Annotated in this window: 23 protein-coding genes; 21 read left to right on the forward strand and 2 right to left on the reverse strand. The window is 57.2% G+C overall.

Annotated features, from left to right (window positions below; translation table 11 throughout):
* Positions 1–126 precede the first annotated feature (126 nt).
* The 21 genes from KGA69_RS15750 to tssJ all read left to right on the forward strand — a co-directional run bounded on the left by KGA69_RS15750 (position 127) and on the right by tssJ (position 23,833).
* Positions 127–2,505, forward strand: a complete 2,379-nt coding sequence (locus KGA69_RS15750; RefSeq protein WP_213292448.1) for a type VI secretion system Vgr family protein — start codon at positions 127–129, stop codon at positions 2,503–2,505.
* Between the two features lie 39 nt (positions 2,506–2,544).
* A complete protein-coding gene (locus tag KGA69_RS15755) occupies positions 2,545–2,802 on the forward strand; it encodes a PAAR domain-containing protein (RefSeq protein ID WP_045390479.1) in 258 nt (85 codons plus the stop codon).
* Positions 2,799–3,944 (forward strand): hypothetical protein, encoded by a 1,146-nt coding sequence (locus KGA69_RS15760; protein WP_063447867.1) that lies wholly within the window; start codon positions 2,799–2,801, stop codon positions 3,942–3,944. The genes KGA69_RS15755 and KGA69_RS15760 overlap by 4 nt, the downstream gene beginning before the upstream one ends.
* 17 nt (positions 3,945–3,961) lie before the next feature.
* Positions 3,962–4,720, forward strand: a complete 759-nt coding sequence (locus KGA69_RS15765) for a DUF4123 domain-containing protein (RefSeq protein ID WP_045390483.1) — start codon at positions 3,962–3,964, stop codon at positions 4,718–4,720.
* A gap of 56 nt (positions 4,721–4,776) precedes the next feature.
* Complete coding sequence (locus KGA69_RS15770; RefSeq protein WP_213292449.1) at positions 4,777–5,349, forward strand: DUF3304 domain-containing protein; 573 nt, start codon at positions 4,777–4,779, stop codon at positions 5,347–5,349.
* Entirely contained in the window at positions 5,322–5,750 is a 429-nt protein-coding gene (locus KGA69_RS15775; RefSeq protein ID WP_213292450.1) for a hypothetical protein, read from the forward strand. The genes KGA69_RS15770 and KGA69_RS15775 overlap by 28 nt, the downstream gene beginning before the upstream one ends.
* A 165-nt stretch (positions 5,751–5,915) precedes the next feature.
* Entirely contained in the window at positions 5,916–6,485 is a 570-nt protein-coding gene (locus tag KGA69_RS15780; RefSeq protein ID WP_213292451.1) for a DUF3304 domain-containing protein, read from the forward strand.
* Positions 6,458–6,877 (forward strand): hypothetical protein, encoded by a 420-nt coding sequence (locus tag KGA69_RS15785; RefSeq protein ID WP_213292452.1) that lies wholly within the window; start codon positions 6,458–6,460, stop codon positions 6,875–6,877. The genes KGA69_RS15780 and KGA69_RS15785 overlap by 28 nt, the downstream gene beginning before the upstream one ends.
* A gap of 162 nt (positions 6,878–7,039) precedes the next feature.
* A complete protein-coding gene (locus tag KGA69_RS15790) occupies positions 7,040–7,612 on the forward strand; it encodes a DUF3304 domain-containing protein (RefSeq protein ID WP_213292453.1) in 573 nt (190 codons plus the stop codon).
* Positions 7,585–8,004 carry a hypothetical protein gene (locus KGA69_RS15795; RefSeq protein ID WP_015366105.1) on the forward strand — a complete coding sequence of 140 codons (420 nt, stop codon included), beginning with the start codon at positions 7,585–7,587 and terminating at the stop codon, positions 8,002–8,004. Before KGA69_RS15790 ends, KGA69_RS15795 begins: the two co-directional genes overlap by 28 nt.
* A gap of 162 nt (positions 8,005–8,166) precedes the next feature.
* Positions 8,167–8,733, forward strand: coding sequence for a DUF3304 domain-containing protein (locus KGA69_RS15800; protein ID WP_149270269.1), 567 nt, complete (start codon positions 8,167–8,169; stop codon positions 8,731–8,733).
* Positions 8,706–10,199 carry a T6SS phospholipase effector Tle1-like catalytic domain-containing protein gene (locus KGA69_RS15805; protein ID WP_213292454.1) on the forward strand — a complete coding sequence of 498 codons (1,494 nt, stop codon included), beginning with the start codon at positions 8,706–8,708 and terminating at the stop codon, positions 10,197–10,199. Before KGA69_RS15800 ends, KGA69_RS15805 begins: the two co-directional genes overlap by 28 nt.
* 7 nt (positions 10,200–10,206) lie before the next feature.
* Entirely contained in the window at positions 10,207–10,686 is a 480-nt protein-coding gene (locus tag KGA69_RS15810) for a hypothetical protein (RefSeq protein WP_045422230.1), read from the forward strand.
* A gap of 218 nt (positions 10,687–10,904) precedes the next feature.
* Positions 10,905–11,477 carry a DUF3304 domain-containing protein gene (locus KGA69_RS15815; RefSeq protein ID WP_045389854.1) on the forward strand — a complete coding sequence of 191 codons (573 nt, stop codon included), beginning with the start codon at positions 10,905–10,907 and terminating at the stop codon, positions 11,475–11,477.
* Positions 11,450–13,849 (forward strand): T6SS phospholipase effector Tle1-like catalytic domain-containing protein, encoded by a 2,400-nt coding sequence (locus tag KGA69_RS15820; protein WP_213292455.1) that lies wholly within the window; start codon positions 11,450–11,452, stop codon positions 13,847–13,849. Before KGA69_RS15815 ends, KGA69_RS15820 begins: the two co-directional genes overlap by 28 nt.
* Before the next feature lie 120 nt (positions 13,850–13,969).
* The gene (locus tag KGA69_RS15825) at positions 13,970–14,539 is read left to right on the forward strand and encodes a DUF3304 domain-containing protein (RefSeq protein WP_063447956.1); all 570 of its coding nucleotides are present in this window, start codon (positions 13,970–13,972) and stop codon (positions 14,537–14,539) included.
* The gene (locus tag KGA69_RS15830) at positions 14,512–16,953 is read left to right on the forward strand and encodes a T6SS phospholipase effector Tle1-like catalytic domain-containing protein (protein ID WP_213292456.1); all 2,442 of its coding nucleotides are present in this window, start codon (positions 14,512–14,514) and stop codon (positions 16,951–16,953) included. The genes KGA69_RS15825 and KGA69_RS15830 overlap by 28 nt, the downstream gene beginning before the upstream one ends.
* A gap of 97 nt (positions 16,954–17,050) precedes the next feature.
* The gene (locus KGA69_RS15835; RefSeq protein ID WP_213292457.1) at positions 17,051–20,434 is read left to right on the forward strand and encodes an ImcF-related family protein; all 3,384 of its coding nucleotides are present in this window, start codon (positions 17,051–17,053) and stop codon (positions 20,432–20,434) included.
* Positions 20,435–20,506: 72 nt separating this feature from the next.
* Positions 20,507–22,267, forward strand: a complete 1,761-nt coding sequence (gene tssF / locus KGA69_RS15840; protein WP_213292458.1) for a type VI secretion system baseplate subunit TssF — start codon at positions 20,507–20,509, stop codon at positions 22,265–22,267.
* Positions 22,231–23,316, forward strand: a complete 1,086-nt coding sequence (tssG, locus tag KGA69_RS15845) for a type VI secretion system baseplate subunit TssG (protein WP_049060372.1) — start codon at positions 22,231–22,233, stop codon at positions 23,314–23,316. The genes tssF and tssG overlap by 37 nt, the downstream gene beginning before the upstream one ends.
* Complete coding sequence (gene tssJ / locus KGA69_RS15850; protein WP_049060371.1) at positions 23,294–23,833, forward strand: type VI secretion system lipoprotein TssJ; 540 nt, start codon at positions 23,294–23,296, stop codon at positions 23,831–23,833. The genes tssG and tssJ overlap by 23 nt, the downstream gene beginning before the upstream one ends.
* 94 nt (positions 23,834–23,927) lie before the next feature.
* Here tssJ and KGA69_RS15855 read toward each other — a convergent pair whose 3' ends face one another.
* Both KGA69_RS15855 and KGA69_RS15860 read right to left on the reverse strand, forming a co-directional pair.
* Positions 23,928–25,193, reverse strand: coding sequence for a Y-family DNA polymerase (locus tag KGA69_RS15855; RefSeq protein ID WP_213293141.1), 1,266 nt, complete (start codon positions 25,191–25,193; stop codon positions 23,928–23,930).
* Between the two features lie 2 nt (positions 25,194–25,195).
* The gene (locus tag KGA69_RS15860; protein ID WP_045398198.1) at positions 25,196–25,615 is read right to left on the reverse strand and encodes a translesion error-prone DNA polymerase V autoproteolytic subunit; all 420 of its coding nucleotides are present in this window, start codon (positions 25,613–25,615) and stop codon (positions 25,196–25,198) included.
* Positions 25,616–25,623: the final 8 nt, after the last annotated feature.

Genomic DNA, 25,623 nt, shown 5'->3' on the forward strand with positions numbered 1-25,623 from the left:
CACAATCTGCCCAACCTTGTGCGCTTTTGGGCTCCTCATCAACAGGAAACAGCGACGGGCGGTAGCGTGGCTGAAAGTGATGGAAGGGAGATAAAGAAAATGGTGTTTGATAAGGGAAAATAAACCATGAGTAACATAAAGCCTTTGTTTTTCAACCACAGTCATCATCTTTTACAGGTGCATGGTTGTAACTCCTCGCTGGATGTTCTGTGCTTCGAAGGCGAGGAAAACTTAAGCGAGCCTTTCCGCTATACCATTGAATTTACCAGCAGCGATCGCGCCATCACCCCGCAGCAGATGTTGCTGCAAAACACCTCGCTGACCTTGCAGGCGCCGGTTGACCAGGGATTTGGCATTAAGATCCAGCAACCGGTGCGCGTGCTGCAGGGGACGATCACCACTTTTGAACGGATTTCCACCTCAAAGGAGGAAACGCGTTACGCCTTGACGTTACAGCCGCGTCTGGCGTTACTGTCGAAGAGCCATCAGAATCGAATTTACCAGGACATGTCGGTGCCGCAGATTGTGGAGCACATTCTCAGAACCCGTCACCACATGCGCGGGGAAGATTTTGTATTTCGACTGGCGCATGAATATCCGCGCCGTGAACAGGTGATGCAGTACGGCGAGGACGATCTGACTTTTATCTCCCGGCTGTTGGGCGAGGTGGGGATCTGGTTTCGCTTCACCGCAGATACCCGGCTAAATATTGATGTGGCGGAGTTCTTCGACGACCAGCAACACTACGAGGCGGGGCTGATGTTGCCCTCGGTCGCCCCGTCAGGGCAGCATGATGGCGGCAGCGAGTCGGTGTGGGATTTGCAGAGCCGACACCACGTGGTTGAGCGTTCGGTCTTCACCCGTGACTACAACTATCGTAACGCGCCCGAGGACATGAATCTCAACATCAATGTCAGCCGCGGCGATAGTACCACCTATGGTGAAGCCTATCACTGGGCGGACAACTATCTGGCGCCGGGTAATCGCTACCAGCATACGCCGGACCCGGAGAGCGGGGCCTTTTATGCCCGTATTCGCCATGAGCGCTACCTGAACCAGCAGACGCGGCTGAGCGGGGAAACAAACTGCGCGACATTGGCTCCCGGCCAACTGCTAAAAGTGAACGGCGGCGAGGAGGTGACGGAGGTCTGGCGCCGGGGCGTGGCGATCACCGCTATTCACTGTCGCGCCCGCCGCGATCGCAGCTTCGAAGTGACGTTTCAGGCCATTCCCAGTGTAGAAACCTATTGCTTTCGCCCGGCAATCATCAGCAAACCCAAGATGGCCGGGACGTTGCCAGCGCGCGTCACCAGCACCAAAATCAACGATCTCTACGGCCATATCGATCGCGACGGACGTTATCGGGTGAACTTATTATTCGACCGCGATCGCTGGCAGCCGGGTGAGGAAAGCCTGTGGGTGCGGCAGGCACGCCCTTACGCCGGTGAAACTTTTGGCCTGCATCTGCCGTTGTTAGCGGGAACCGAAGTGGCGATCGCTTTTGAGCAGGGGGATCCGGATCGGCCCTACATCGCCGGCGCGCTGCACGATTCCACGCACCAGGACCATGTGACGCTTTACAACTACAAGCGCAACGTGCTGCGCACGCCAGCGAACAACAAAATTCGCCTCGATGATACCCGAGGTAAAGAGCACGTTAAGGTCAGCACCGAATATGGCGGCAAGAGCCAACTGAACCTCGGCCATCTGGTTAATCATCAGAACACGCCGCGGGGAGAAGGGTTTGAGTTACGCACCGACAGCTACGGCGCGATCCGCGCAGGCAAAGGGATATTTATCACCGCTGACGAACAGCTGAAAGCGATGGGGGCGGTCGCGGAAATGGAGCCCGCCAGTAAATTGCTCAGCGCCGCCGCAGTTCAGCTCAACGACTGGCAGGAGATTGCCCGCACCCACTACAACACCCCACCGGATATCAGCACGTTAAAGCAGTTCGTCGGCAAAGCCGTCAATCTGGCGAGCCCCGTCCTGCTGATGAGCGCGCCGAAGGGCATCGGCATGGTGACGGCGGAAACGACGCTGTTGCAGAGTGGTAAAGGACTGTATCTGCAAAGCGCCAGCGATATTGCGCTGGCCAGCGGTAATCGTTTGTCGGTGAATACCAAAAACGCTATCTCACTGCTTTCCCACCGCGAAGGGATGCGTATGGTATCGGTGAAAGGCCCGCTGGAGATAGAGTCGCACGGCGATACTCTGGCGCTCACTTCACTGAAAGATATTACCGTTCAGTCAACGCAGGGTCATCTGCAGCTTACCGCCAAAAATGGTATCACCCTGGGCTGCGGCGGCGGCTACATTCGTCTGACTCCGCAGGGGGAAATCCACCTTCATAGCCCGAGCCTGCTCAGTTTTAAGGGCACACATAAGATGCAAGGGCCCGCCGGCGAGACATTTCCGCTTCCCGACCTTCCCACATCGATTTGTAAAGATTGCCTGATTCATGCGCAAGAACTGGCTCAGACCTTTGTTCCGCGTGCCGCCTGACAATCGCTTATTGATATAACTTACCCGGAGGAACAGACCTTGAAACCCATTATTCGGCAGGGTGATAGCTTGCGTGAGCATGGCGGTACGGTGATCGGCGGCCATTACCTCTGTTTTGGTAAAGGTATCGCCTGTAAAGGCGACCAGGTGAGCTGCAATAAACATGGCCTGACGGTCATAGCCGAAGGAAGCTCGCTGTATGAAGTGGATGGTGCTCCGGTGGCTCTTGACGGGCATCGTTGCGCCTGCGGCTGTACGCTGGTGAGTTCACGCCCTGATTGCGAAGTCGCGCTATGAGACAGCTCACCGACTATCTGCCTTACAAAACCGCCACGCCACCCCACAACGGACGGTGGTTGTCCTTTGGCGCGGGGCTGACGTTTATCAGCGGAGGAGGCGCGGCGTTAATGCCTGCCGAAGCGCGTGGAGGGGCGTTAATTGCCGTCGCGATCGTTAGCGCCGTGCTCTTGGTCTTCATCATCTGGATGCTGCGTCTGCTTTATTACCGCCTGTCGGTCCACTACACCCAGTACTACCAGCGGTTGATCGATCTCGATCATCAAACGTGGTGGGCCCGGCATCAATATAGCGTAGGGCTGGGGGAAACGGTGCTGCTGGGGCCGGTGGGGTGTGAGCCCGAGCACTGGCAGACGCTGCTGAAGCGAGAACATCAGGCGCCAAAAGAGAAACTGGAGGCCGGTGCGCGGGCGCTGCGGCTGATCCACTCGGACATCGTTGATATCGACCTGCGCGAACAACAGCTGGCCCGGATGCTGGTGCGGCAATGGTTGGCTCAGCGAGGCGACCATCAATTTCCCTGCCTGAGTGGCTGTTACTGGCAGGGCAGCGAACCGGCATGGCGAGAATTTTGCGCCGAGCTGCGAAAGCGCTATCCCACCGCCCAGTTGCCGCATATGGCGGAACCCTGGCAAGGTGAGGCCAGCTTATCGGAGATTACCGAGCGAATGAATGTGGCTGGCGACGCATGTTTCATTCTGGTAGCAGGGTGCCAGTCGGTAGCGGCGACGGCTGATACCGCAAGACCGGCGGGTGAATCCGCCGTGCTGTGGTTACTGGCCCGGGAGGGGGAGGCGCGACTGACCCGCGGCGAGGTTTATGAAGGCGCCGCGGTGGAAAATATCCAGCAGGTCTGTCAGCGGGCGATGCAGCAAAGCGGGGCCGAACGTCCGCCCGATCCCTGTATCGCATTTACACAGCCGCAAATCCCGGAACTGGCGCAAAGCGGCTGGAACAGCAACCAACTCCTGCAGGATGAAAACTGGGGAGAGACGGGGCAGATGGAGCAGCTCATCACCATCGCGCTGGCGGCGATATTTGCCCGCCGCTTTCATCAGTCTTGCGGCTGGATCGCCCGCGATCCGCGTCATGCTCTCTCTCTGGGCATCGTCACCGCAGCCGTGCCGGCACCGCAACCTTAAGATAAGAAGGAATGAACATGTCGTTAATGAATCAGGAATGGACTAGCAAGCTGGAACAATTTGCCCGAAAGCTCGCGCTGCGCGACGTCTATCTCATTGCCGATCAAGGTGTTTTAAGCAATCCGTTGTTGGATGGCTTAAATAGACTTTCTCCTCCGGTGCAATGGTTCTCGCTCTATCAGGGGCAACCGGAAGAGCCGCTGCTGGAGATGGCGCCTTTATTGATGCGGCTTGAGCTAGCTTGCTGGCAGCATCGTCAGTGGCTCGCCGATCTGATCGCCGCATTTTCCTACAAGCCGGGTCTGCTGATCTTTCTCTCACCGCTAAGTTTTTCAACGCTCGCCGCCCACTTGCGCAATCTGGCCGATGGCGCCTGGGAAGACCGTTCTGGCCTGGTGCGCTATTACGATACTCGCATGTTCCCCTTGCTGATGCAGCATGTGCTCACTGAAGAACAAAAAGCGTGGTTTTTAGAACCGGTTTATCTCTGGAGCTACCGCGATAGAGACAACAAGATCTGCTGGCTGGAAGGCGAGTGTTCGCCAGTTCAGGCAACGATCCCGGAGGCGATCAAGATTAATTTCAGCGATGAGCAAATAATGAAACTGGATGTCGCTATCGATGCCCAGCGATTTACGGTTTCTGAAAAATTCAGCACCTTTTTTACGACTCAGGAGGACAAATTTAATACCCTTTGGCAGCTCGGCTGGCAGGCGCATCAGCAGAATTTTATCGGTGATTTAGCTTCCTGGTTTGAAAGTCACTTTGAGGAATGAAACATCCTCCCTTTTGATAATCAATAGGCGATTATCAGTTCTGTATGGACACATCAATGATAAAGCATATCCGTATTTTGCCCGGCGGACTGAAGGTGCTGGCCGCCGCTTTTCTCTGCCTGCTGACGGCCTGTCGCGACCACAGTCGCGACGGCATGAGCGGCGCTGATATAAACGTCTTAAACCACGGTCCGGATGCCATTGTCTCGTTGCAGGTGAATGGCTACGGCGGGCCAGGCGCTAACTCCTACGGCGGCGGCGGCGGCTTCTGCTGTGTGATGGTGCCAGATGTCTGGCGCCCGGGGCTGACGGCAAAAATTACCTGGACCTCCGACCCTAACTCCTGGATGAAACTGAGCGATATGCCTGACAACTATTCGCAATATTATCAGCGCCATGGCCCTATCACCGTCCCCATTGAACGTTGGGAGAAGGGGCAGGCCTGCGGTTTTGACGTGCATATTTTCCCCTGCGATAAGGTGCGGATAGTCCGTTCCTGTATTCCACCGGGACAGCCGGGGTATCCGGTGCCACCTTCCCCTCCGGACTGGAAGCAAAGAGCACAAAATATCATTATGAAAAATATTAAGGAGGAAGTTGTATGTCCGACACCGCAGACTCCACGCTGAATGCCCTGAAGGCGCTTATTGCGGCCTTTCAGACCGGTGCCACTCCGGTCACGGTTAAAACCTCCACCGCAGAAGCGGCTAGTTTACCGCCGAAGTTTCCCGGGCCGGATGATAAAAAGGGGAAAACGTCAGCGGATAACCCCACGCAGCAGAAAACCGAATACAACGAGCGCGGTCGCCTGCCGGCGAGCAGAACGCAGACCGAAGGCAACTATGCCAGGCAGTACCTGGAAGGGTATATCGGGGAGTCCGATCATCAATCGGACAAAAAAACGGAACCGGGCTGCCCCGCCAGCCTGCATATCAGCCTGTTCTTCGACGGTACCTGTTGTAATGAAGAGGGAGCCGATGAGGTATACGGTTCGCGTAACCCGCCGTTGACCAATATTGCTCGGCTCTAACCTCTGGAAAACTGGTATTAATGTCTGTAGCGGCCAATTTTATTTGACCGCTACAAATATCATTATCACAAATATTCGGGAGGTATATATATCAGCAAAAATATAATTCTGTCATCACGTCATCTCTTAATAACGACGCATTTAATTTTTTGTAAGGACACATCAATGATAAAGCATATCCGTATTTTGCCCGGCGGACTGGTGGTGCTGACCGCCGTTTTGCTCTGCCTGCTGACGGCCTGTCGCGATCACAGTCGCGACGGCATGAGCGCTGCTGATATAGCCGTTTTAAACCACGGCCCGGACGCCATCGTTTCGGTGCAGGTGAATGGCTACGGCGGGCCAGGCGCCAATTCTTACGGCGGCGGAGGCGGCTTCTGTTGCGTGATGGTGCCTGATGTCTGGCGCCCGGGACTGACGGCAAAAATCACCTGGACCTCCGATCCTAACTCCTGGATGAAATCAAGTGAGATGCCAGATGATTATGAGACTCACTACCAGCACCATGGACCGATTACCGTGCCGATTGAGCGCTGGGAGAAAGGGCAGGCTTGTGGTTTTGATATCCATATTTTCCCTTGCGATAAAGTGCGGATAGTGCGTTCCTGCTACGGTCGAGCGGCCCCTGAATATCCGATACAGCCTGAGACTGACGGACTAAAAAAAGCGCAAAACGTGCTTATAAATCATATTAAGGAGGAGATCGTATGTCCGACAACACAGACTCCACTCTGAATGCCCTGAAGGCGCTTATTGCGGCCTTCCAGACCGGTGCCACTCCGGTCGCTGTTAAAACCTCCACCGCAGAAGCGGCCAGCTTACCACCGAAGTTTCCCGGGCCGGATGACAAAAAGCCCGCGGATAACTCCACGCAGCAGAAAACCGAATACAACGAGCGCGGGCGCCTGCCGGCGAGCAGAACGCAGACCGAAGGTAACTACGCCAGGCAGTACCTGGAAGGATATGTCGGGGAGTCAGAAGATCCCTCGGACAAAAAAACGGAACCGGGCTGCCCGGCCAGCCTGCATATCAGCCTGTTCTTCGACGGTACCTGTTGTAATGAAGAAGATGGTGATGAAGTGTATGGCTCGCGAAACCCGCCGCTGACCAATATTGCTCGGCTCTAACCTCTGAAAAACTGGTATTAATGTCTGTAGCGGCCCATTTTATTTGACCGCTACAAATATCATTACCAGTTATATATGGGGGGCATCTATTAGCATAAATAAAAGCATTTAATTACGTCATTTATTAACAAGTCATCACTTTATATTTGTAAGGACACATCAATGATAAAGCATATCCGTATTTTACCTGGCGGACTGGCGGTGCTGGCCGCCGTTTTGTTCTGCCTGCTGACGGCCTGCCGCGACCACAGTCGCGACGGCATGAGCGGCGCCGATTTAAACCTCTACAATCACGGTCCGGATGCCATCGTTTCGGTGCAGGTGAATGGCTACGGCGGGCCAGGCGCTAACTCCTACGGCGGCGGCGGCGGCTTCTGCTGTGTGATGGTGCCTGATGTCTGGCGCCCGGGGCTGATGGCAAAAATTACCTGGACCTCCGATCCCAATTACTGGATGAAATCCAGTGAGATGCCGGATGATTATGAAACTCACTATCAGCGCCATGGGCCGATTATTGTACCTATTGAACGTTGGGAAAAGGGACAGGCCTGTGGCTTTGATGTGCATATTTTCCCCTGCGATAAGGTGCGGATAGTGCGTTCCTGCATCCCGCCGGGACAGCCGGGCTACCCGGTACCCCAGTCGCCGCCAGACTGGAAGGAAAGAGCAAAAAATATACTTTATAAGCATGTTAAGGAGAACATCGTATGTCCGACACCGCAGAGTCCACGCTGAATGCCCTGAAGGCGCTTATTGCCGCCTTTCAGACCGGCGCCACCCCGGTCGCGGTCAAAACGTCCACCGCAGAAGCGGCCAGCTTACCGCCAAAGTTTCCCGGGCCGGATGACAAAAAGCCCGCGGATAACTCCACGCAGCAGAAAACCGAATACAACGAGCGCGGGCGCCTGCCGGCGAGCAGAACGCAGACCGAAGGTAACTACGCCAGGCAGTACCTGGAGGGGTATGTTAAAGAGTCCGATCATCCCTCGGACAAAAAAACGGAGCCGGGCTGCCCGGCCAGCCTGCATATCAGCCTGTTCTTCGACGGTACCTGCTGTAATGAAGAAGATGGTGATGAAGTGTATGGCTCGCGAAACCCGCCGCTGACCAATATTGCTCGGCTCTAACCTCTGAAAAACTGGTATTAATGTCTGTAGCGGCCCATTTTATTTGACCGCTACAAATATCATTACCAGTTATATATGGGGGGCATCTATTAGCATAAATAAAAGCATTTAATTACGTCATTTATTAACAAGTCATCACTTTATATTTGTAAGGACACATCAATGATAAAGCATATCCGTATTTTACCTGGCGGGCTGGCGGTGCTGGCCGCCGTTTTGTTCTGCCTGCTGACGGCCTGCCGCGATCACAGTCGCGACGGCATGAGCGGCGCTGATATAAACGTCTTAAACCACGGTCCGGATGCCATTGTCTCGTTGCAGGTGAACGGCTATGGGGGACCAAGGGCCAATTCCTACGGCGGCGGCGGCTTCTGCTGTGTGATGGTGCCTGATGTCTGGCGTCCGGGACTGACGGCAAAAATTACCTGGACTTCCGATCCTAATTCCTGGATGAAAATAAGCGATATGCCTGACAACTATTCACAATACTATCAGCGCCATGGACCGATTACCGTGCCTATTGAGCGCTGGGAGAAAGGGCAGGGTTGCGGCTTTGAAGTGCATGTCTTTCCCTGCGATAAGGTAAGAATTGTACGTTCCTGTTACGGTCGTTCATCTCCGGAATATCCGATACAGCGTGCGCCCGATGAGGATAAAAAAGCAGATAACGTCATTTTTAAACATATCAAGGAGGAAGTCGTATGTCCGACACCGCAGACTCCACGCTGAATGCCCTGAAGGCGCTTATTGCGGCCTTTCAGACCGGTGCCACTCCGGTTACGGTTAAAGTCTCCACCGCGGAAGCCGCCAGTTTACCGCCGAAGTTTCCCGGGCCGGATGACAAAAAGCCCGCGGATAACTCCATGCAGCAGAAAACCGAATACAACGAGCGCGGGCGCCTGCCGGCGAGCAGAACGCAGACCGAAGGTAACTACGCCAGGCAGTACCTGGAAGGATATGTCGGGGAGTCAGAAGATCCCTCGGACAAAAAAACGGAACCGGGCTGCCCGGCCAGCCTGCATATCAGCCTGTTCTTCGACGGTACCTGTTGTAATGAAGAAGATGGTGATGAAGAGTATGGCTCGCGAAACCCGCCGCTGACCAATATCGGCCGCCTCTACCATGCGGCAAACTGGTTAGATAAGGCGGAGGATGATGGTTACTTCAGTTATTACTTTCCCGGCTGCGGAGCGCGCTTTCCGGAGATTGGTGAAGAGCACTACTCGCTGGACGGCGAGCTGTTTGCCAACGGCGGTGAGGACCGTATCAACCAGGCGCTGCTTAAAACCTACAGCAGCATCTGCTATGCGGTGAAAAAGGAAAGGATAGAAGACAGCGAACTGACCGGATACCGGAACAGTATGGCCACCGTCTGGCCCTTCTCGCGGCTGACCCAGAAGTTCAACCGTAAAAGCGCGCTTGACAAATTCTGCAACGATCATCTGGGGTACGTTGTCAACCAGTGGCCGCGGCAGCCAACGCGGCTGCATATCCAGCGCTCGCAGCGGCGCATCGCCAAAATCAAGCTGTTCGTCTACGGCTACTGCCGGGGGGCCGCCACCGCGCGCGCCTTCGCCCGCGGGCTGGAGTCGCTGCTCGATGATGCAAAGATGCCGCTCGATGCGACAAATATGCTGCCGGCGGGAACGGTGGTGCCCGGCGGTCCGACCCTGCTGGGTATCCCCATCAGTATCGAGTTTATGGGGCTGCTGGATTCGGTCTCTGCGGTTGGCGTGCCGCATATCCTGCCGTCGGCCACCGGGCATCTGGGCTGGGCGGCCAACAGTCTGCGCCTGCCGACCACCAAAGGTTTTTTAAAAAGCTGCTACCACTTTGTCGCCGGCCACGAGCAGCACGGCGACCTGCCGCTGGACTCCATTCGCGGTCCGGATGGTAAATACCCGGCCGGGGCGGTGGAGGTGGTCTACCCCGGGATGCATGCCGATGTCGGCGGCGACTGTAAGCCCACGGAACTCGGTAAGGTGCAGACCGACTCCCGCAGCCTGCTGTCAAAGATTGTGCTGCATGATATGTATGCCGCCGCCTTCGATGCCGGGGCGCCGCTGAGCGTACTTGAGGAGGTATTGCCCGGTGGGGCTCAGGACAAAAAATATCGTGTTATGCAAGGCTACGTTGCTGATTATTTCAAAATCTCCGAACAGGCCATTGCCCTGCTTAACGCCGGCCGTCAATGAGGCGGAGGTGGTGGCCATCGCCGTGGCTCAGGGCCGGGATCCGGTTGCCGCGCTGAAGGCGGCTCACGACAAGGCGGATAGCGATAAGGCGAAAGCCGCCGCCGCGAAGCCGCCGGAGAACGGTCCGCTGGGCAAACTGCCGGATCCGGTGTATGTGCCGCTGAAGGCCAAAGCGCTGGAGGTGATGCTGGCGGACCAGCTGAGCTGGATCACCGCCTGGCGCACCGAGCGCTTTGCCAGCCCGCAATACGCCGATAAGTATTATCAGCGCAAACCTTTTTATCAGCAGGCGCTGAATGAGCAGACCAGCGCGCTGCCGTCGGCGGCGGCGCCCGCGGAAAGCGAAGGGCCGCGTGAAGTGCCGTTTATCGATAAGGATCGGCTGGACCGCGCGGCGTGGGGCTATGACTTTGCCCATACCGGTATCGTGGCGCTGCTGGCTCAGGTGCTGCTGGATATTATTCCCACCACGCAAGCCTGCGGGTAAAAATGATTATTGATATTAATGTCGGCGATATAGTAGTGCAGGCGCGAACGGATATGAGAATACAGCTGAAGATATTTATAGCGGCCCATTTTATTTGACCGCTACAAATATCATCATCACAAATATCCGGGAGGTATATATATCAGCAAAAATATAATTCTGTCATCACGTCATCTCTTAATAACGACGCATTTAATTTCTTTTGTAAGGACACATCAATGATAAAGCATATCCGTATTTTGCCCGGCGGACTGGCGGTGCTGGTCGCCGTTTTTCTCTGCCTGCTGACGGGCTGTCGCGACCACAGTCGCGACGGCATGAGCGCCGCCGACATAACGTTGTTAAACCACGGCCCGGATGCCATCGTTTCGGTGCAGGTGAACGGCTACGGCGGGCCAAGGGCGAACTCCTACGGCGGCGGCGGCGGCTTCTGCTGCGTGATGGTGCCAGATGTCTGGCGGCCGGGCCTGACGGCAAAAATCACCTGGACTTCCGATCCTAACTCCTGGATGAAATCGAGTGAGATGCCCGATGATTATGAAACTCACTATCAGCGCCATGGGCCGATCATCGTCCCTATCGAACGCTGGGAGGAGGATCAGGCTTGCGGTTTTCATGTGCATATTTTCCCCTGCGATAAGGTGCGGATAGTCCGTTCCTGCATTCCACCGGGACAACCGGAGTATCCGGTTCCCCAGTCGCCGCCAGACTGGAAGGAAAGAGCAAAAAATATACTTTATAAGCATGTTAAGGAGAACATCGTATGTCCGACACCGCAGAGTCCACGCTGAATTCACTGAAGGCGCTTATTGCGGCTTTTCAGACCGGTGCTACCCCGGTCACGGTTAAAACCTCCACCGCGGAAGCGGCCAGCTTACCGCCGAAGTTTCCCGGGCCGGATGATAAAAAGGGGAAAGCGCCAGCTGATGACTCCACGCAGCAGAAAACCGAATACAACGAGCGCGGGCGCCTGCCGGCGAGCAGAACGCAGACCGAAGGTAACTATGCCAGGCAGTACCTGGAGGGGTATGTCAAAGAGTCCGATCATCAATCGGATAAAAAAACGGAACCGGGCTGCCCCGCCAGCCTGCATATCAGCCTGTTCTTTGACGGTACCTGCTGTAATGAAGAAGGGGCTGATGAGATATACGGCTCGCGCAATCCGCCGCTGACCAATATTGGCCGCCTTTACCATGCGGCCAATTGGACGGATCAGAGCTTTTCAGCTGATAACGATGGTTTCTTTTGTTACTACTTTCCCGGCTGTGGGGCGCGCTTTCCGGAGATTGGCGAAGAGCACTACTCGCTGGACGGCGAACTGTTTGCCAACGGCGGTGAGGACCGTATCAATCAGGCACTGCTAAAAACCTACAGCAGCATCTGCTATGCGGTGAACAAAACCGCGATCAAAGACAGCGAACTGACCAGATATCGGCAAAGTATGGCCACCGTCTGGCCCTTCTCGCGGCTGACCCAGAAGTTCAACCGTAAAAGCGCGCTCGATGAGTTCTGCAACAAGCATCTGGGTGCCGTGGTCAATCAGTGGCCGCGGCAGCCCACGCGGCTGCATATCCAGCGCTCGCAGCGGCGCATCGCCAAAATCAAGCTGTTCGTCTACGGCTACTGCCGGGGGGCCGCCACCGCCCGCGCCTTCGCCCGCGGGCTGGAGTCGCTGCTTGATGATGCAAAAATGCCGCTCGATGCGACAAATATGCTGCCGGCGGGAACGGTGGTGCCCGGCGGTCCGACCCTGCTGGGTATCCCCATCAGTATCGAGTTTATGGGGCTGCTGGATACGGTCTCTGCGGTTGGCGTGCCGCATATCCTGCCGTCGGCCACCGGGCATCTGGGCTGGGCGGCCAACAGCCTGCGGCTGCCGACCACCAAAGGCTTCTTAAAAAGCTGCTACCACTTTGTCGCCGGCCACGAGCAGCACGGCGACCTGCCGCTGGACTCTATCCGCGGGCCGGACGGTAAATACCCGGCCGGGGCGGTGGAGGTGGTCTACCCCGGGATGCATGCCGATGTCGGCGGTGACTGTAAACCCACCGAACTCGGTAAGGTACAGACCGATGCCGCCAGCCTGCTGTCAAAGGTTGTGCTGCACGATATGTATGCCGCCGCCTTTGATGCCGGGGCGCCGCTGAGCGTACCTGAGGAGGTGATGCCTGGCGGGGCTAAAGAGAAAACCTATCGGATAATGCAAGGTGACGTATTAAAACAATTCAAAATCTCCGCCCAGGCCATCGCCCTGTTTAACGCCTGGCAGCAGGCCGGGGCGCAGCAGGCGGGGGCGAAGAGCGAAACGCCGGCCGTCAACGAGGCGGAGGTGGTGGCCATCGCCGTGGCTCAGGGCCGGGATCCGGTTGCCGCGCTGAAGGCGGCTCACGACAAGGCGGATAGCGATAAGGCGAAAGCCGCCGCCGCCGCGAAGCCGCCGGAGAACGGCCCGCTGGGTAAACTGCCGGATCCGGTGTATGTGCCGCTGAAGGCCAAAGCGCTGGAGGTGATGCTGGCGGACCAGCTGAGCTGGATCACCGCCTGGCGCACCGAGCGCTTTGCCAGCCCGCAATACGCCGATAAGTATTATCAGCGCAAGCCTTTCTATCAGCAGGCGCTGAATGAATCGTCCGGCGCGCTGCCGTCGGCGGCGGCGCCCGTGGAAAACGAAGGGCCGCGTGAAGTGCCGTTTATCGATAAGGATCGGCTGGACCGCGCGGCGTGGGGCTATGACTTTGCCCATACCGGTATCGTGGCGCTGCTGGCTCAGGTACTGCTGGATGTGATCCCCACCACGCAGACCAACCAGCTTGGCGGTCCGCTGGTGGCGGCGCAGGAGTCGGAATATATCCAGATCAAGAAAAGCGGCGATGCCCGGCGGGCGGCGCTGATGGGCTCGCCGACGATGCTGGATTTTTATGATAACTACGTGCATGACACGCTGGCCAAATATAATCATGATCCGCTGCACTCCTCGTTTTCCCACGGTTATTTTGCGTCGCGGACGATTTACGATAACGATGATGATACGTGGGATTCGGTGAAACAATTTGGCCAGCGGGTAAAAGCGATTATAGATATTAATGTTGGCGATATATTAGTGCAGGCGCGAACGGATATGAAAATACAGCTGAAGATATTTATAGCGGCCAATTTTATTTGACCGCTATAAATATCATTATCACAAATATTCGGGAGGTATATATATCAGCAAAAATACAATTCTGTCATCACGTTATCTCTTAATAACGACGCATTTAATTTCTTTTGTAAGGACACATCAATGATAAAGCATACCCGTATTTTGTCCGGCGGGCTGGCGGTGCTGGCCGCTGTTTTTCTCTGCCTGCTGACGGCCTGTCGCGACCACAGTCGCGACGGCATGAGCGCCGCTGATATAGCCGTCTTAAACCACGGCCCGGACGCCATCGTTTCGGTGCAGGTGAATGGCTACGGCGGGCCAGGCGCCAATTCCTACGGCGGCGGCGGTGGCTTCTGCTGTGTGATGGTGCCGGATGTCTGGCGGCCGGGACTGACGGCAAAAATCACCTGGACCTCCGATCCTAACGCATGGATAGACCCGAAACATATCCCTGGCGATCATGCGAGTCACTACCAGCACCATGGACCGATCACCGTGCCGATTGAACGCTGGGAGAAAGGGCAGGCTTGTGGTTTTGATATCCATATTTTCCCTTGCGATAAGGTGCGGATAGTGCGTTCCTGCTACGGTCGAGCGGCCCCTGAATATCCGATACAGCCTGAGGCTGACGGACTAAAAAAAGCGCAAAATGTGCTTATAAATCATATTAAGGAGGAGATCGTATGTCCGACACCGCAGACTCCACGCTGAATGCCCTGAAGGCGCTTATTGCCGCCTTTCAGACCGGCGCCACTCCGGTTACGGTTAAAGCCTCCACCGCGGAAGCCGCCAGTTTACCGCCGAAGTTTCCCGAGCCGGATGATAAAAAGGGAGAAAAGCCTGCCGATAACTCTACGCAGCAGAAAACCGAATACAACGAGCGCGGCCGCCTGCCGGCGAGCAGAACGCAGACCGAAGGCAACCATGCCAGGCAGTACCTGGAGGGGTATATCGGGGAGTCCGATCATCCATCGGACAAAAAAACGGAACCGGGCTGCCCGGCCAGCCTGCATATCAGCCTGTTCTTCGACGGTACCTGCTGTAATGAAAAGGGGGCCGATGAGGTCTACGGCTCGCGTAATCCGCCGCTGACCAATATCGGCAGGCTCTACCATGCGGCTAACTGGAGTGGCCAGCTGCCGCCAGCGGAAGATGACGGATTCTTTTGTTACTACTTCCCCGGCTGTGGCGCAAGCTTTCCGGAGATTGGTGAGAAGCACTACTCGCTGGACGGCGAGTTGTTTGCCAACGGCGGTGAGGATCGTATCAACCAGGCGCTGCTTAAAATCTACAGCAGTATCTGCTATGCGGTGAAAAAGGAAAGGATCGAGGACAGCGAGCTGGATACCTTTCGGCCACAGATGGCCACCGTCTGGCCCTTCTCGCGGCTGACCCAGAAGTTTAACCGTAAAAGCGCGCTTGAAAAATTCTGCGACGATCATCTGGGCTGCGTGGTCAATCAGTGGCCGCGGCAACCGACGCGGCTGCATATCCAGCGCTCGCAGCGGCGCATCGCCAAAATCAAGCTGTTCGTCTACGGCTACTGCCGGGGGGCAGCCACCGCCCGCGCCTTCGCCCGCGGGCTGGAGTCGCTGCTCGATGATGCTAAAATGCCGCTCGATGCGACAAATATGCTGCCGGCGGGGACGGTGATTCCGGGGGGACCCACGCTGCTGGGCATCCCCATCAGTATCGAGTTTATGGGACTGCTGGATACGGTCTCCGCGGTTGGCGTGCCGCATATCCTGCCGTCGGCCACCGGGCATCTGGGCTGGGCGGCCAACAGCCTGCGGCTGCCGGCCACCAAAGGTTTTTTAAAAAGCTGCTACCACTTTGTCGCCGGTCACGAGCAGCATGGCGACCTGCCGCTGGACTCCATCCGCGGTCCGGACGGTAAATACCCGGCAGGAGCGGTGGAGGTGGTCTATCCCGGGATGCATGCCGATGTTGGCGGCGACTGTAAACCCACCGAACTCGGCAAAGTGCAGACCGATGCCGCCAGCCTGCTGTCAAAGATTGTGCTGCACGATATGTATGCCGCTGCCTTTGATGCCGGGGCGCCGCTGAGCGTGCCTCCTGAGGTATTGCCCGGCGGCGCCAAAGATAAAACCTATCGAATGATGTCTGTTTATGTATTGGACCAATTCAAAATCTCCGCCCAGGCCATCGCCCTGTTTAACGCCTGGCAGCAGGCCGGGGCGCAGCAGGCGGGGGCGAAGAGCGAAACGCCGGCCGTCAACGAGGCGGAGGTGGTGGCCATCGCCGTGGCTCAGGGCCGGGATCCGGTTGCCGCGCTGAAGGCGGCTCACGACAAGGCGGATAGCGATAAGGCGAAAGCCGCCGCCGCCGCGAAGCCGCCGGAGAACGGCCCGCTGGGTAAACTGCCGGATCCGGTGTATGTGCCGCTGAAGGCCAAAGCGCTGGAGGTGATGCTGGCGGACCAGCTGAGCTGGATCACCGCCTGGCGCACCGAGCGCTTTGCCAGCCCGCAATACGCCGATAAGTATTATCAGCGCAAGCCTTTCTATCAGCAGGCGCTGAATGAATCGTCCGGCGCGCTGCCGTCGGCGGCGGCGCCCGTGGAAAACGAAGGGCCGCGTGAAGTGCCGTTTATCGATAAGGATCGGCTGGACCGCGCGGCGTGGGGCTATGACTTTGCCCATACCGGTATCGTGGCGCTGCTGGCTCAGGTACTGCTGGATGTGATCCCCACCACGCAGACCAACCAGCTTGGCGGTCCGCTGGTGGCGGCGCAGGAGTCAGAATATATCCAGATCAAGAAAAGCGGCGATGCCCGGCGGGCGGCGCTGATGGGCTCGCCGACGATGCTGGATTTTTACGATAACTACGTGCATGACACGCTGGCCAAATATAATCACGACCCGCTGCACTCCTCGTTTTCCCACGGTTATTTTGCGTCGCGGACGATTTACGATAACGATGACGATACGTGGGATTCGGTGAAACAATTTGGCCAGCGGGTAAAAGCGATTATAGATATTAATGTTGGCGATATATTAGTGCAGGCGCGAACGGATATGAAAGAACTGAATACGGTATCGGGCGTGTTGGGTAAAATATATCGCGATATAAAAAGCGAGGCTTTTAAAATACTGCTGCCTTAATTCGTTATCGCCATATTCATTATATCCGCTAAGTATCCTTAATAACGCTATACGGGCGTGATGATGCACGCCCGTGGCTAAGGGAATCATCAATTTTATGTTCAAGGAAAAAAATGCCGCGGTAATGACCGTAGCGGCTACCGCGACCCTGTGTCTTGCCGTCTGGACAATTGTGGTCCTGCTGAGCGGTCTGGGATGGTGGAACTGGCACGCCAACCGCACGCTGCAGTGGACGGCGATCCGCGAGATAGTGACCGTCTGTGGCCTGATCTGGGCGTATGGTCTCTGTCTCTGGATATTGGGCTTTATTGCTTTCCACCTGTTTATCAGGCAAAAAGCCGATGGGCAACAGCGTCAGACGCGGACTTTTATTAGCCAGCAGACAAAACCGGCGCAGCCGTTTGCGTCCTTAAAGCACTTTCTCCGTCGCCGCTACGGCCGATTGTGGCGCAATAAGGTCCGCCTGCTGTGGGTCGCTGGCGAGGCGTCGCAGATTGCCGCCATCGCTCCAGGCCTTGCGCAACAGCAATGGCTGGAGGGCCGCGGTACGGTGCTAATTCACGGCGGTAGCCTGTCGGCGACGGTGGATAACGAGCGGCTCAGCGCCCTGCGTCGGCTGCGCGGCTGCCGGCCGCTGGATGGTATCGTGCTGGCGCTGGACAATGCTCAGGCCACCGCCGCGACCCTGGACGAGTATTTGCGTACGCTGGAGCAGGTTGCGCAGGTCCTGCGCTACCAGCCGCCGGTCTATCTGTGGCAACTCCGCGACAGCGACTGGCCGCAGGATACACGCATTACCCAGACGCTGGGGGCGTTGTTCCCGCCGCGGGCCGTCCCGCAGGATGTTGAACGGCAGCTTCGCGCCATTCTGCCCGCCATGCTGGCGCAGGGGACCCAGCAGTTGTGCGCTGATTCGTCCCACGATTACCTGCTGCGTATCGCTAAATGGCTGAAGGAGGGCGGTATCAGCGGCTGGAAGACGCTACTGACGCCGTGGCTTACCGGGCATCTGCAACAGATCCCGCTCCGCGGTCTGCTGTTCAGCCCCTCGTTAAAGGCGGAAGAAGCGGTGGACAATGGGCTCTATCCCCACCATTGGCCGGCCCCGGCCGTCTGGCAGGGGATCATCGCAGACTGCGGCCGCGCGCGCGGCGTGCCGGTGGGGGGGGCGTGGCGCCGCTCCCTCGGCGTCGGCCTGCTGGCGCTGTTTGGCTTGTGGGCGGCGGGAAGCCTGCTCTCTTTTATCGTCAACCGCCAGCAAATTGTCAGCGCCACCCAGCGGGTACAGCTGCTGCGGCAGCCCGTCGTTAACGACCAACAGCTGATCGATTTGCAGGTGCTGCGTAACGATATCGGCCGTCTACAGAATCAGCTCGCCAACGGCGCGCCCTGGTATCAGCGCTTTGGTCTTAATCATAATGCGCCGCTTTCTACCGCGCTGCTGCCGTGGTATGGGCGGGCTAACCAGCGTCTGATCCGCGACGCGGCGGCAGAAGCGCTCACCCGGCAACTGACGGTGTTGGTCAACCTGCCGCCGCGCAGCCCGCAGCGGGCGCAGCTGGCGAAAGCGGGTTATGACCAGTTAAAGGCCTATCTGATGATGGCGCGTCCGGATAAAGCCGATGCGGCGTTTTACCGCCAGACAATGACCGCCGCGCAGCAGACGCGTCAGGGAGTCGCCCAGGCGCTATGGCAGAGTATCGCCCCCGATCTATGGGCCTTCTATATGGACAACTTGCCGTCGCAGCCGGCGTGGAAAATCACCCCGGACGCCGCGCTGGTGACGCAAGCGCGTCAGGTGCTGCTGGCGCAAATCGGGCGGCGCAACGCTGAAAGCACGCTTTACGAGAACATGTTGCTGCAGGTGCGCCGCAACTATGCCGACATGACGCTGGAAGATATGACGCCGCAGACCAATGCCAGCCGGTTGTTTACCACGGAAGAGGTGGTGCCGGGGATGTTTACCCGTCAGGCGTGGGAGGGCGGCGTGCGCGAGGCGATCGATAAGGCGGTGGCGACCAGGCGCGATGAGATCGACTGGGTGCTGAGCGATAGCCGCCAGACCGTCAGCGGCGACGTCTCCCCGGAGGCGTTGAAACAGCGGCTGACCGATCGTTATTTCACCGATTTCGCCGGGGCGTGGCTGGGTTTTCTCAATAGCATCCGCTTGAATCCGGCGCGCAATATTGCCGATGTGACCGATCAGCTGACGTTGGCGGGCGACGTTCGTCAGTCGCCGCTGATTGCGTTGATGAATACCCTTGCCTGGCAGGGGCAGACCGGGCAGCAGCGTGAGGGTGTGGCGGATTCGCTGGTGAAGTCGGCTAAAAATCTACTTGATAAGGATAAGCAGCCGTTTATCGATCAGCAGGCCGGCGGCGCGCGCGGCCCGCTGGAAAGTACCTTTGGGCCGCTGCTGGCGCTGATGGGCAAAAATCCCTCTCAGAGCGTGGTCGCCGCAGACAGCACCCTCAGTTTACAGACCTGGCTGACGCGCCTGACCCGCGTACGCCTGCGGCTCCAGCAGGTGGCAAACGCCCCCGACCCGCAGGCGATGATGCAGCAGCTGGCGCAGACCGTGTTCCAGGGTAAAAGCGTCGACCTGACCGACACCCAGGAGTACGGCAGCCTGGTGGCGGCCAGCCTCGGCGAAGAGTGGAGCGGTTTCGGCCAGACCATGTTCGTCCAGCCGCTGACGCAGGCCTGGGAAACGGTGCTGCAGCCATCGGCTGCCAGCCTGAACGAGGCGTGGCAGCGTTCTGTGGTCGCTAACTGGCATTCGGCTTTCGACGGCCGCTATCCGTTTGCCGCGGGCAAAAACGATGTCTCGCTACCGATGCTGGCGGCATTCATCCGTCGCGATAGCGGGCGAATCGACCAGTTTCTTGCCCGACAGTTGGGCGGCGTGCTCAACCGCGAGGGTAGCCGCTGGGTGGCCGATAGCGCGCACAGTCAGGGGCTGACTTTCAATCCGGCCTTCCTGAAGGCGATTAATCAACTGAGTTCCTTGTCCGACATCCTGTTTACCGACGGCAGTCAGGGAATGGGGTTTGAACTACAGGGGGTGGCGACGCCGGGCATTGTTGAAACGCAGCTCACCCTCGACGGCCAGAATCTGCACTACTTTAACCAGCTTGCCGAATGGAAAAGTTTCCGCTGGCCGGGGACGTTCAACAAACCCGGCGCGATGCTGAGCTGGAGCTCAGTGGCGGCGGGCGCTCGGCTATTGGCGAACGACAGCGGCCCGTGGGGCACGCTGCGTATGCTGGAGAGAATGAAGCGCCAGCAGATCGGCGATGGGCTGTTTCGTCTGACGGTCAATACGCCGGATAACCGGCAACTGCAGTGGCTGCTGCGTACCGAACTCGGCGATGGCCCGCTGGCGTTGCTGAAACTGCGAAACTTCACGTTGCCGACACAGATTTTCATCGTGGAGGCCTCCCGTGCGGAACCGTTTGCTGACGGTGACGTAGAGGAATAAGGGCCGACATTCACTCTGCAAGCGCTGCTTTACAAGCAGCGAGTTTTCTAATTCTGACATCTGAGATATTCCATGGACGATTTAACTCTGCGTTATTTTGACGCTGAAATGCGCTATCTGCGCGAGGCTGGCGAGGAGTTTGCCCGCGCCCATCCCGATCGCGCCGCGGCGTTAAACCTCGATAAAGCCGGCGCCCGCGATCCCTATGTTGAGCGGCTGTTCGAGGGCTTTGCTTTCCTGATAGGGCGGCTGCGCGAAAAGCTCGACGACGATCTGCCGGAGCTGACCGGCGGGCTGGTGAGTATGATCTGGCCGCATTATCTACGTACCATTCCGTCGCTGGCGATGGTGGAGTTCAGCATCGACTGGCGGGAGATGAAAGAGCCACAGCGGCTGGAGAAGGGGACGGAGGTGATCTCCCGGCCTATCGGCGAGACGGGCACCCGCTGCCGTTACACCACGACCCAGCCGCTAACCTTACAGCCGCTCGCGCTCTCCCGCGCCAGTATCAGGACGCTGGCGGATGGCCGCCAGGCGATTTGTCTGCGTTTTGATTGTGGCGAGCTGGTTGACTGGAGCACGCTCGACCTGCGCCGTATCCCGCTATACCTGAATGCCGATGCGCCGCTGGCCTGCGCGCTGCATGAAGCGCTGACCCTGAACGTGGCGCACATCGGCATATGTCTGGCGGGGGAGACTGATAGTAGACCGCTGGCGGCCCATTTTGCCGTCTGCGGGTTTGCCAACGATGAGGCGCTGCTGCCTCAAAGCGGCGGGTTCAGCGGCTACCAGTTGCTGCTGGAGTATTTCAGCTTTCGTGAAAAATTTATGTCGGTCGCGCTGTGCGGCCTGGAGAATATGACGTTTCCTGATGCGCCGGGATGGTTTGAGATAGACGTGGTGCTGGATAAATCGTGGCCGCAGGAATACGCGTTGTCAGAGAAACATCTGCGCTTACACTGCACCCCGGTTATTAACCTGTTCCCGCTGGAGTCGGACCCGCTGCATCTGGATTCACTACAAAGTGAGTATCTGCTGCGCCCCATGCGCGTCCAGGATGGACACACCGAAATCTATTCGGTGGAGTCCGTCACCTCTTCTCACCTTTCCGGCACCCAGGCGTATGTGCCGTTTACCAGTTTTCGCCACAAAGGCGGCATGTTGCGCCATGATGCGCCGGAATATTATTACCACACGCGCGTTAAACGTGGCCCGTCCGGGCTACATGATACCTGGCTGACGCTTGGCGGCGAGGCGTTTGACCAGCATCGCGTGCCGCAGAATGAAACCCTGTCATTGAGCCTGATCGGCACCAACGGCCAGCTGCCGCGCCGGGCGCTGCAAAGCACGCTGCTGGACACGGTGGTGAAATCCACGACGTCGCGCCTCCAGGTGCGTAATCTCACCGCGCCGACGTTGCCGTGTTATCCACCGGATCGCGACCGTTTTCACTGGCGGGTGTTGAGTCATCTCGGCAGCAGCTTCCTGTGGATGATGGATAACGCCGAGGTGTTGCGCGGCGCGCTGGCGTTGTATGACTGGACGGATAACGAAATGAACCGCCGTCGTCTGCAGGCGATCGTCGATGTGAGCCACTGTGAGGTGGAACGTTTTGCCGAGGGGCATTTTCTACGCGGCGTGCAGATAGAAGTGACGCTTGACGGTAACGGCTTCGCCGGGCACGGCGACATCTGTCTGTTTGGCGAGATGCTCAACCGCTTCTTTGCCCTGTATACCGACATCCACCTGTTTAATCGTCTGATTCTGATACTGCAACCTACCGGAGAGCGTCTCGAATGGCAGGAGAACCACAAACGCCGCATTCCCGGCTGAGCCCGCGGCTTGAGCGGGATATTCAGCGCATCAACTTTTACCGCTTCTGTCAGCTACTGGAAAAATCGCGACCTGGCGCGCCGGCATTAGGCAGCACGCTGAACCCGGCGGATGATCCGGTACGCTTTCGCCCGCATCCGGGGATGGGTTTTCCGGTCAGCGAACTCAAAGCGGTGGAGTATGATGAGGCGCATCCCGACGCGCCGCCGACGCTGCGCACCACCTTTATGGGGCTATACGGTGTCGATTCGCCGTTGCCCACCGCCTGGCTGGATGATATTGCGCAGCAAAGAGAAGGGCATGAGGCGCAGGAAGCATTTCTCGATATTTTCAACCACCGCATTCTGAGCCAGTTTTATCGCATCTGGCGCAAATACTCGTATCCGGCAACCTTTGAAGACGGCGGTCGCGACCGTACTTCGCAGAGCCTGCTGGGGCTGATCGGGCTGGGCATTCCCGGCACCGCGCAGCATATTGCCGCGCCGGTATCTCGCTTTCTGGCATTACTCAGCGTGATGCGCCTGCCCGCGCGCACTGAAGAGGGAATTCAGGCGCTGGTACGATTGTTGGCGCCCCATACGCGGGCGGAAGCGTCGCCGCACTGCCCACGGACGGTGTACCCGGCGCAGCCGCTGGGTTTTTACGACGATAACGATTTCCTGCTTGATGGCTATACGTTACTGGGCGATGAAACGACCGAGATTGCCAGCCAGTTGCTGATCGCGCTGTATACCGATGATATCGCCGAAGCCGCAGGCTGGATGCCGGAAGGGCAAATCTATGCGGACTTTCTGGTTCTGCTGCGGGTTTATCTCGGCTGGCGCTATAAGGCCAAAATCACCTTAACGCTTCCCACGCCGCTGTTACCCGCGCCGGTGCTCGGCGAAACGCCGTTTATGCTCGGTATTACCGGCGTTCTGGGCATGGAGGGGGACGCGGTTCCGCCGGATTTACCGGCCACGTTTACCACGGAACTGGGCGGCTACCGCGGCATGCCGCTTGCATCATTATCACAAGGAAACCAACGTGTTGCATATCACTTCGCTTAAACTATCCGCACTGATTCTTCTGCCGTTCATGCTGGCGGGTTGTGGGCTAACACAGAAAATCAGCGACGGCGCTTCGTCCGCCGTAAAGTCAGTATTTTATCGCCAGGTGAAAACGCTGCGTCTGGATTTTAGCGCGCGCAATGCGTTAAACACCGATAACCGCGAGGATAACAGCGCCTCCCAGCCGGTGATGGTGCGGGTCTATGTGCTGAAAGATCGCAAGACCTTCGATAAGACGGTGTACCAGCAGCTGGCGGTGGAAGGAGAGGACATTTTAAAAGACGACCAACTGGCCAGCCGCGGCCTGGTGCTCAAACCGGGAACGGCGATGAGTCTCACCATGCCGCTGGATGAACAGGCTCAGTATGTCGCCGTGGTGGCGCTGTTCCGGGCGCCGGATCTGACGAAAAACGACTGGAAGCTGGTGCTTGCCCGTGAGGATCTTGACCCGGACCGCGCGCGCGTCATTGAGGCCAGCCATCATCAACTTGTTCTGCAACCGCAGAAGGACAAGTGAGAAACGCGCTGCGCAATTTTATATTCAATTAATAACCTCACGGACGCCATGACGGCCAAACCTGATTTTATTTAAGGTTTGGCCTGTTGGGGAATCATTTAACCGTGGGCAGATCGCTATATCGGGTGGTGTATCGCGGGGAGAGCATTTCCCGCTTCATCTGCCACGGTTGCTGGATACCCTGGCCGGCGAAGTAAAGCGTCCCACGTCCGTCTTCTGCATTCAGGCAGTCCAGCACCTCCATCAATTTTTGGCTGTTTTTTCGCGGCGCATTTTCGTCAAACAGATTAAGTTGCGCGACGCCCTGGCTATAAAAATCGCCCAGCATTACCCCGGCCTTCTGATACCGGCAGCCACTTTGCCAGATGGCATCCAGACAACGCGTCGCGGCGGCGATAATATCTCTGCTGTCCTGCGTTGGGGTAAGCAGGGCCACCGAGGCATTATTGGCGTAATACCGTTCGTCAGGCGCGAAGGGTGAGGTTTTTACAAAGACGGAGATAAACCGGCAGTATTGATGTTCCTGACGAAGTTTCTCTGCTGCCCGGGAGGCATAACTACAGATGGCCTGGCGCATTTCTTCGTACTCCGTAATGCGATGGCCGAACGAACGGGAGCAGACGATCTCTTGCTTTACCGGGGCAAACTCTTCCAGCTCAAGGCAGGGTTCGCCGCGTAATTCACGGACGGTTCTTTCCAGTACGACATTAAAGTGTTTTCTGATGAATCGAATATCCGTGTCAGCCAGCTGCAATACCGTCCGGATCCCCATCGCTTCAAGCTTCTTCGCAATGCGTCGACCCACTCCCCAAACCTCTTCCACCGGTAGCGCCGCCATCAATTTTCTTTGCCGCTCCGCATTCGACAGGTCAACCACGCCTCCTGTCTGCTGTTGCCAGCGTTTTGCCGCATGATTCGCCAGTTTAGCCAGCGTTTTTGTCTGGGCTATACCGACGCCTACCGTCAGGTGCGTGCGTTGCCGCACCGTGGCTCTGAGCTCATGTCCAAACTCGGTAAGAACGCGGCAGTTACGCACGCCGGTAAGATCGCAAAAAACTTCATCAATGGAGTATTTTTCACAGCGAGGCGACATCTCTTCAAGCGTCGTCATTACCCGGTTGGACATATCGGCGTAGAGTTCATAGTTGCTACTAAAGCAAACCACCCCATGATGTCTGAAGATATCTTTTTGTTTAAAGTACGGTTCACCCATTTTCACAAACGGTTTGGCTTCCGCAGAACGTGAAATCACACAACCGTCATTATTGGACAAAACGACCACCGGGCGGCCGCGTAAGTCCGGGCGAAAGACGGTTTCACAGGAAGCATAGAACGAGTTCACATCACACAGGGCAAACACGATCAGCCCGCCGATTTCACGATGTAGGTCACCACGCCAAAAATTTCCAGACACTCTTCACTGCCTGGCATAATCGGCTGGTAGGCGGGATTGTCAGGTTTGAGCATGACAACAGGATGTAACTGGAGGCGCTTAACCGTGAATTCTCCATCCACTGCGGCAATAACGATGCTGCCATGGACGGCCTTGCGGGAGCTATCCACCACCAGTAAATCACCATCGCCAATGCCAGCGTCAATCATTGAGTCACCGCTTGATTTCACAAAGTAGGTGGCGCCTGGATGCTGAATCAGCAGTTCATTCAAGTCGATACGCCGCTCAACATAATCCTGTGCGGGGCTAGGAAAACCGCAGGGAACAAGGTCGCTGAACAGCGGTAATGCCACGATCTGGCGTAGTTCGGTTAGTGTGAAAAACTGCATGATGATCA

Origin of the sequence: Klebsiella sp. A52 (assembly GCF_018388785.1) — a bacterium.
Taxonomy (GTDB): domain Bacteria; phylum Pseudomonadota; class Gammaproteobacteria; order Enterobacterales; family Enterobacteriaceae; genus Klebsiella; species Klebsiella aerogenes.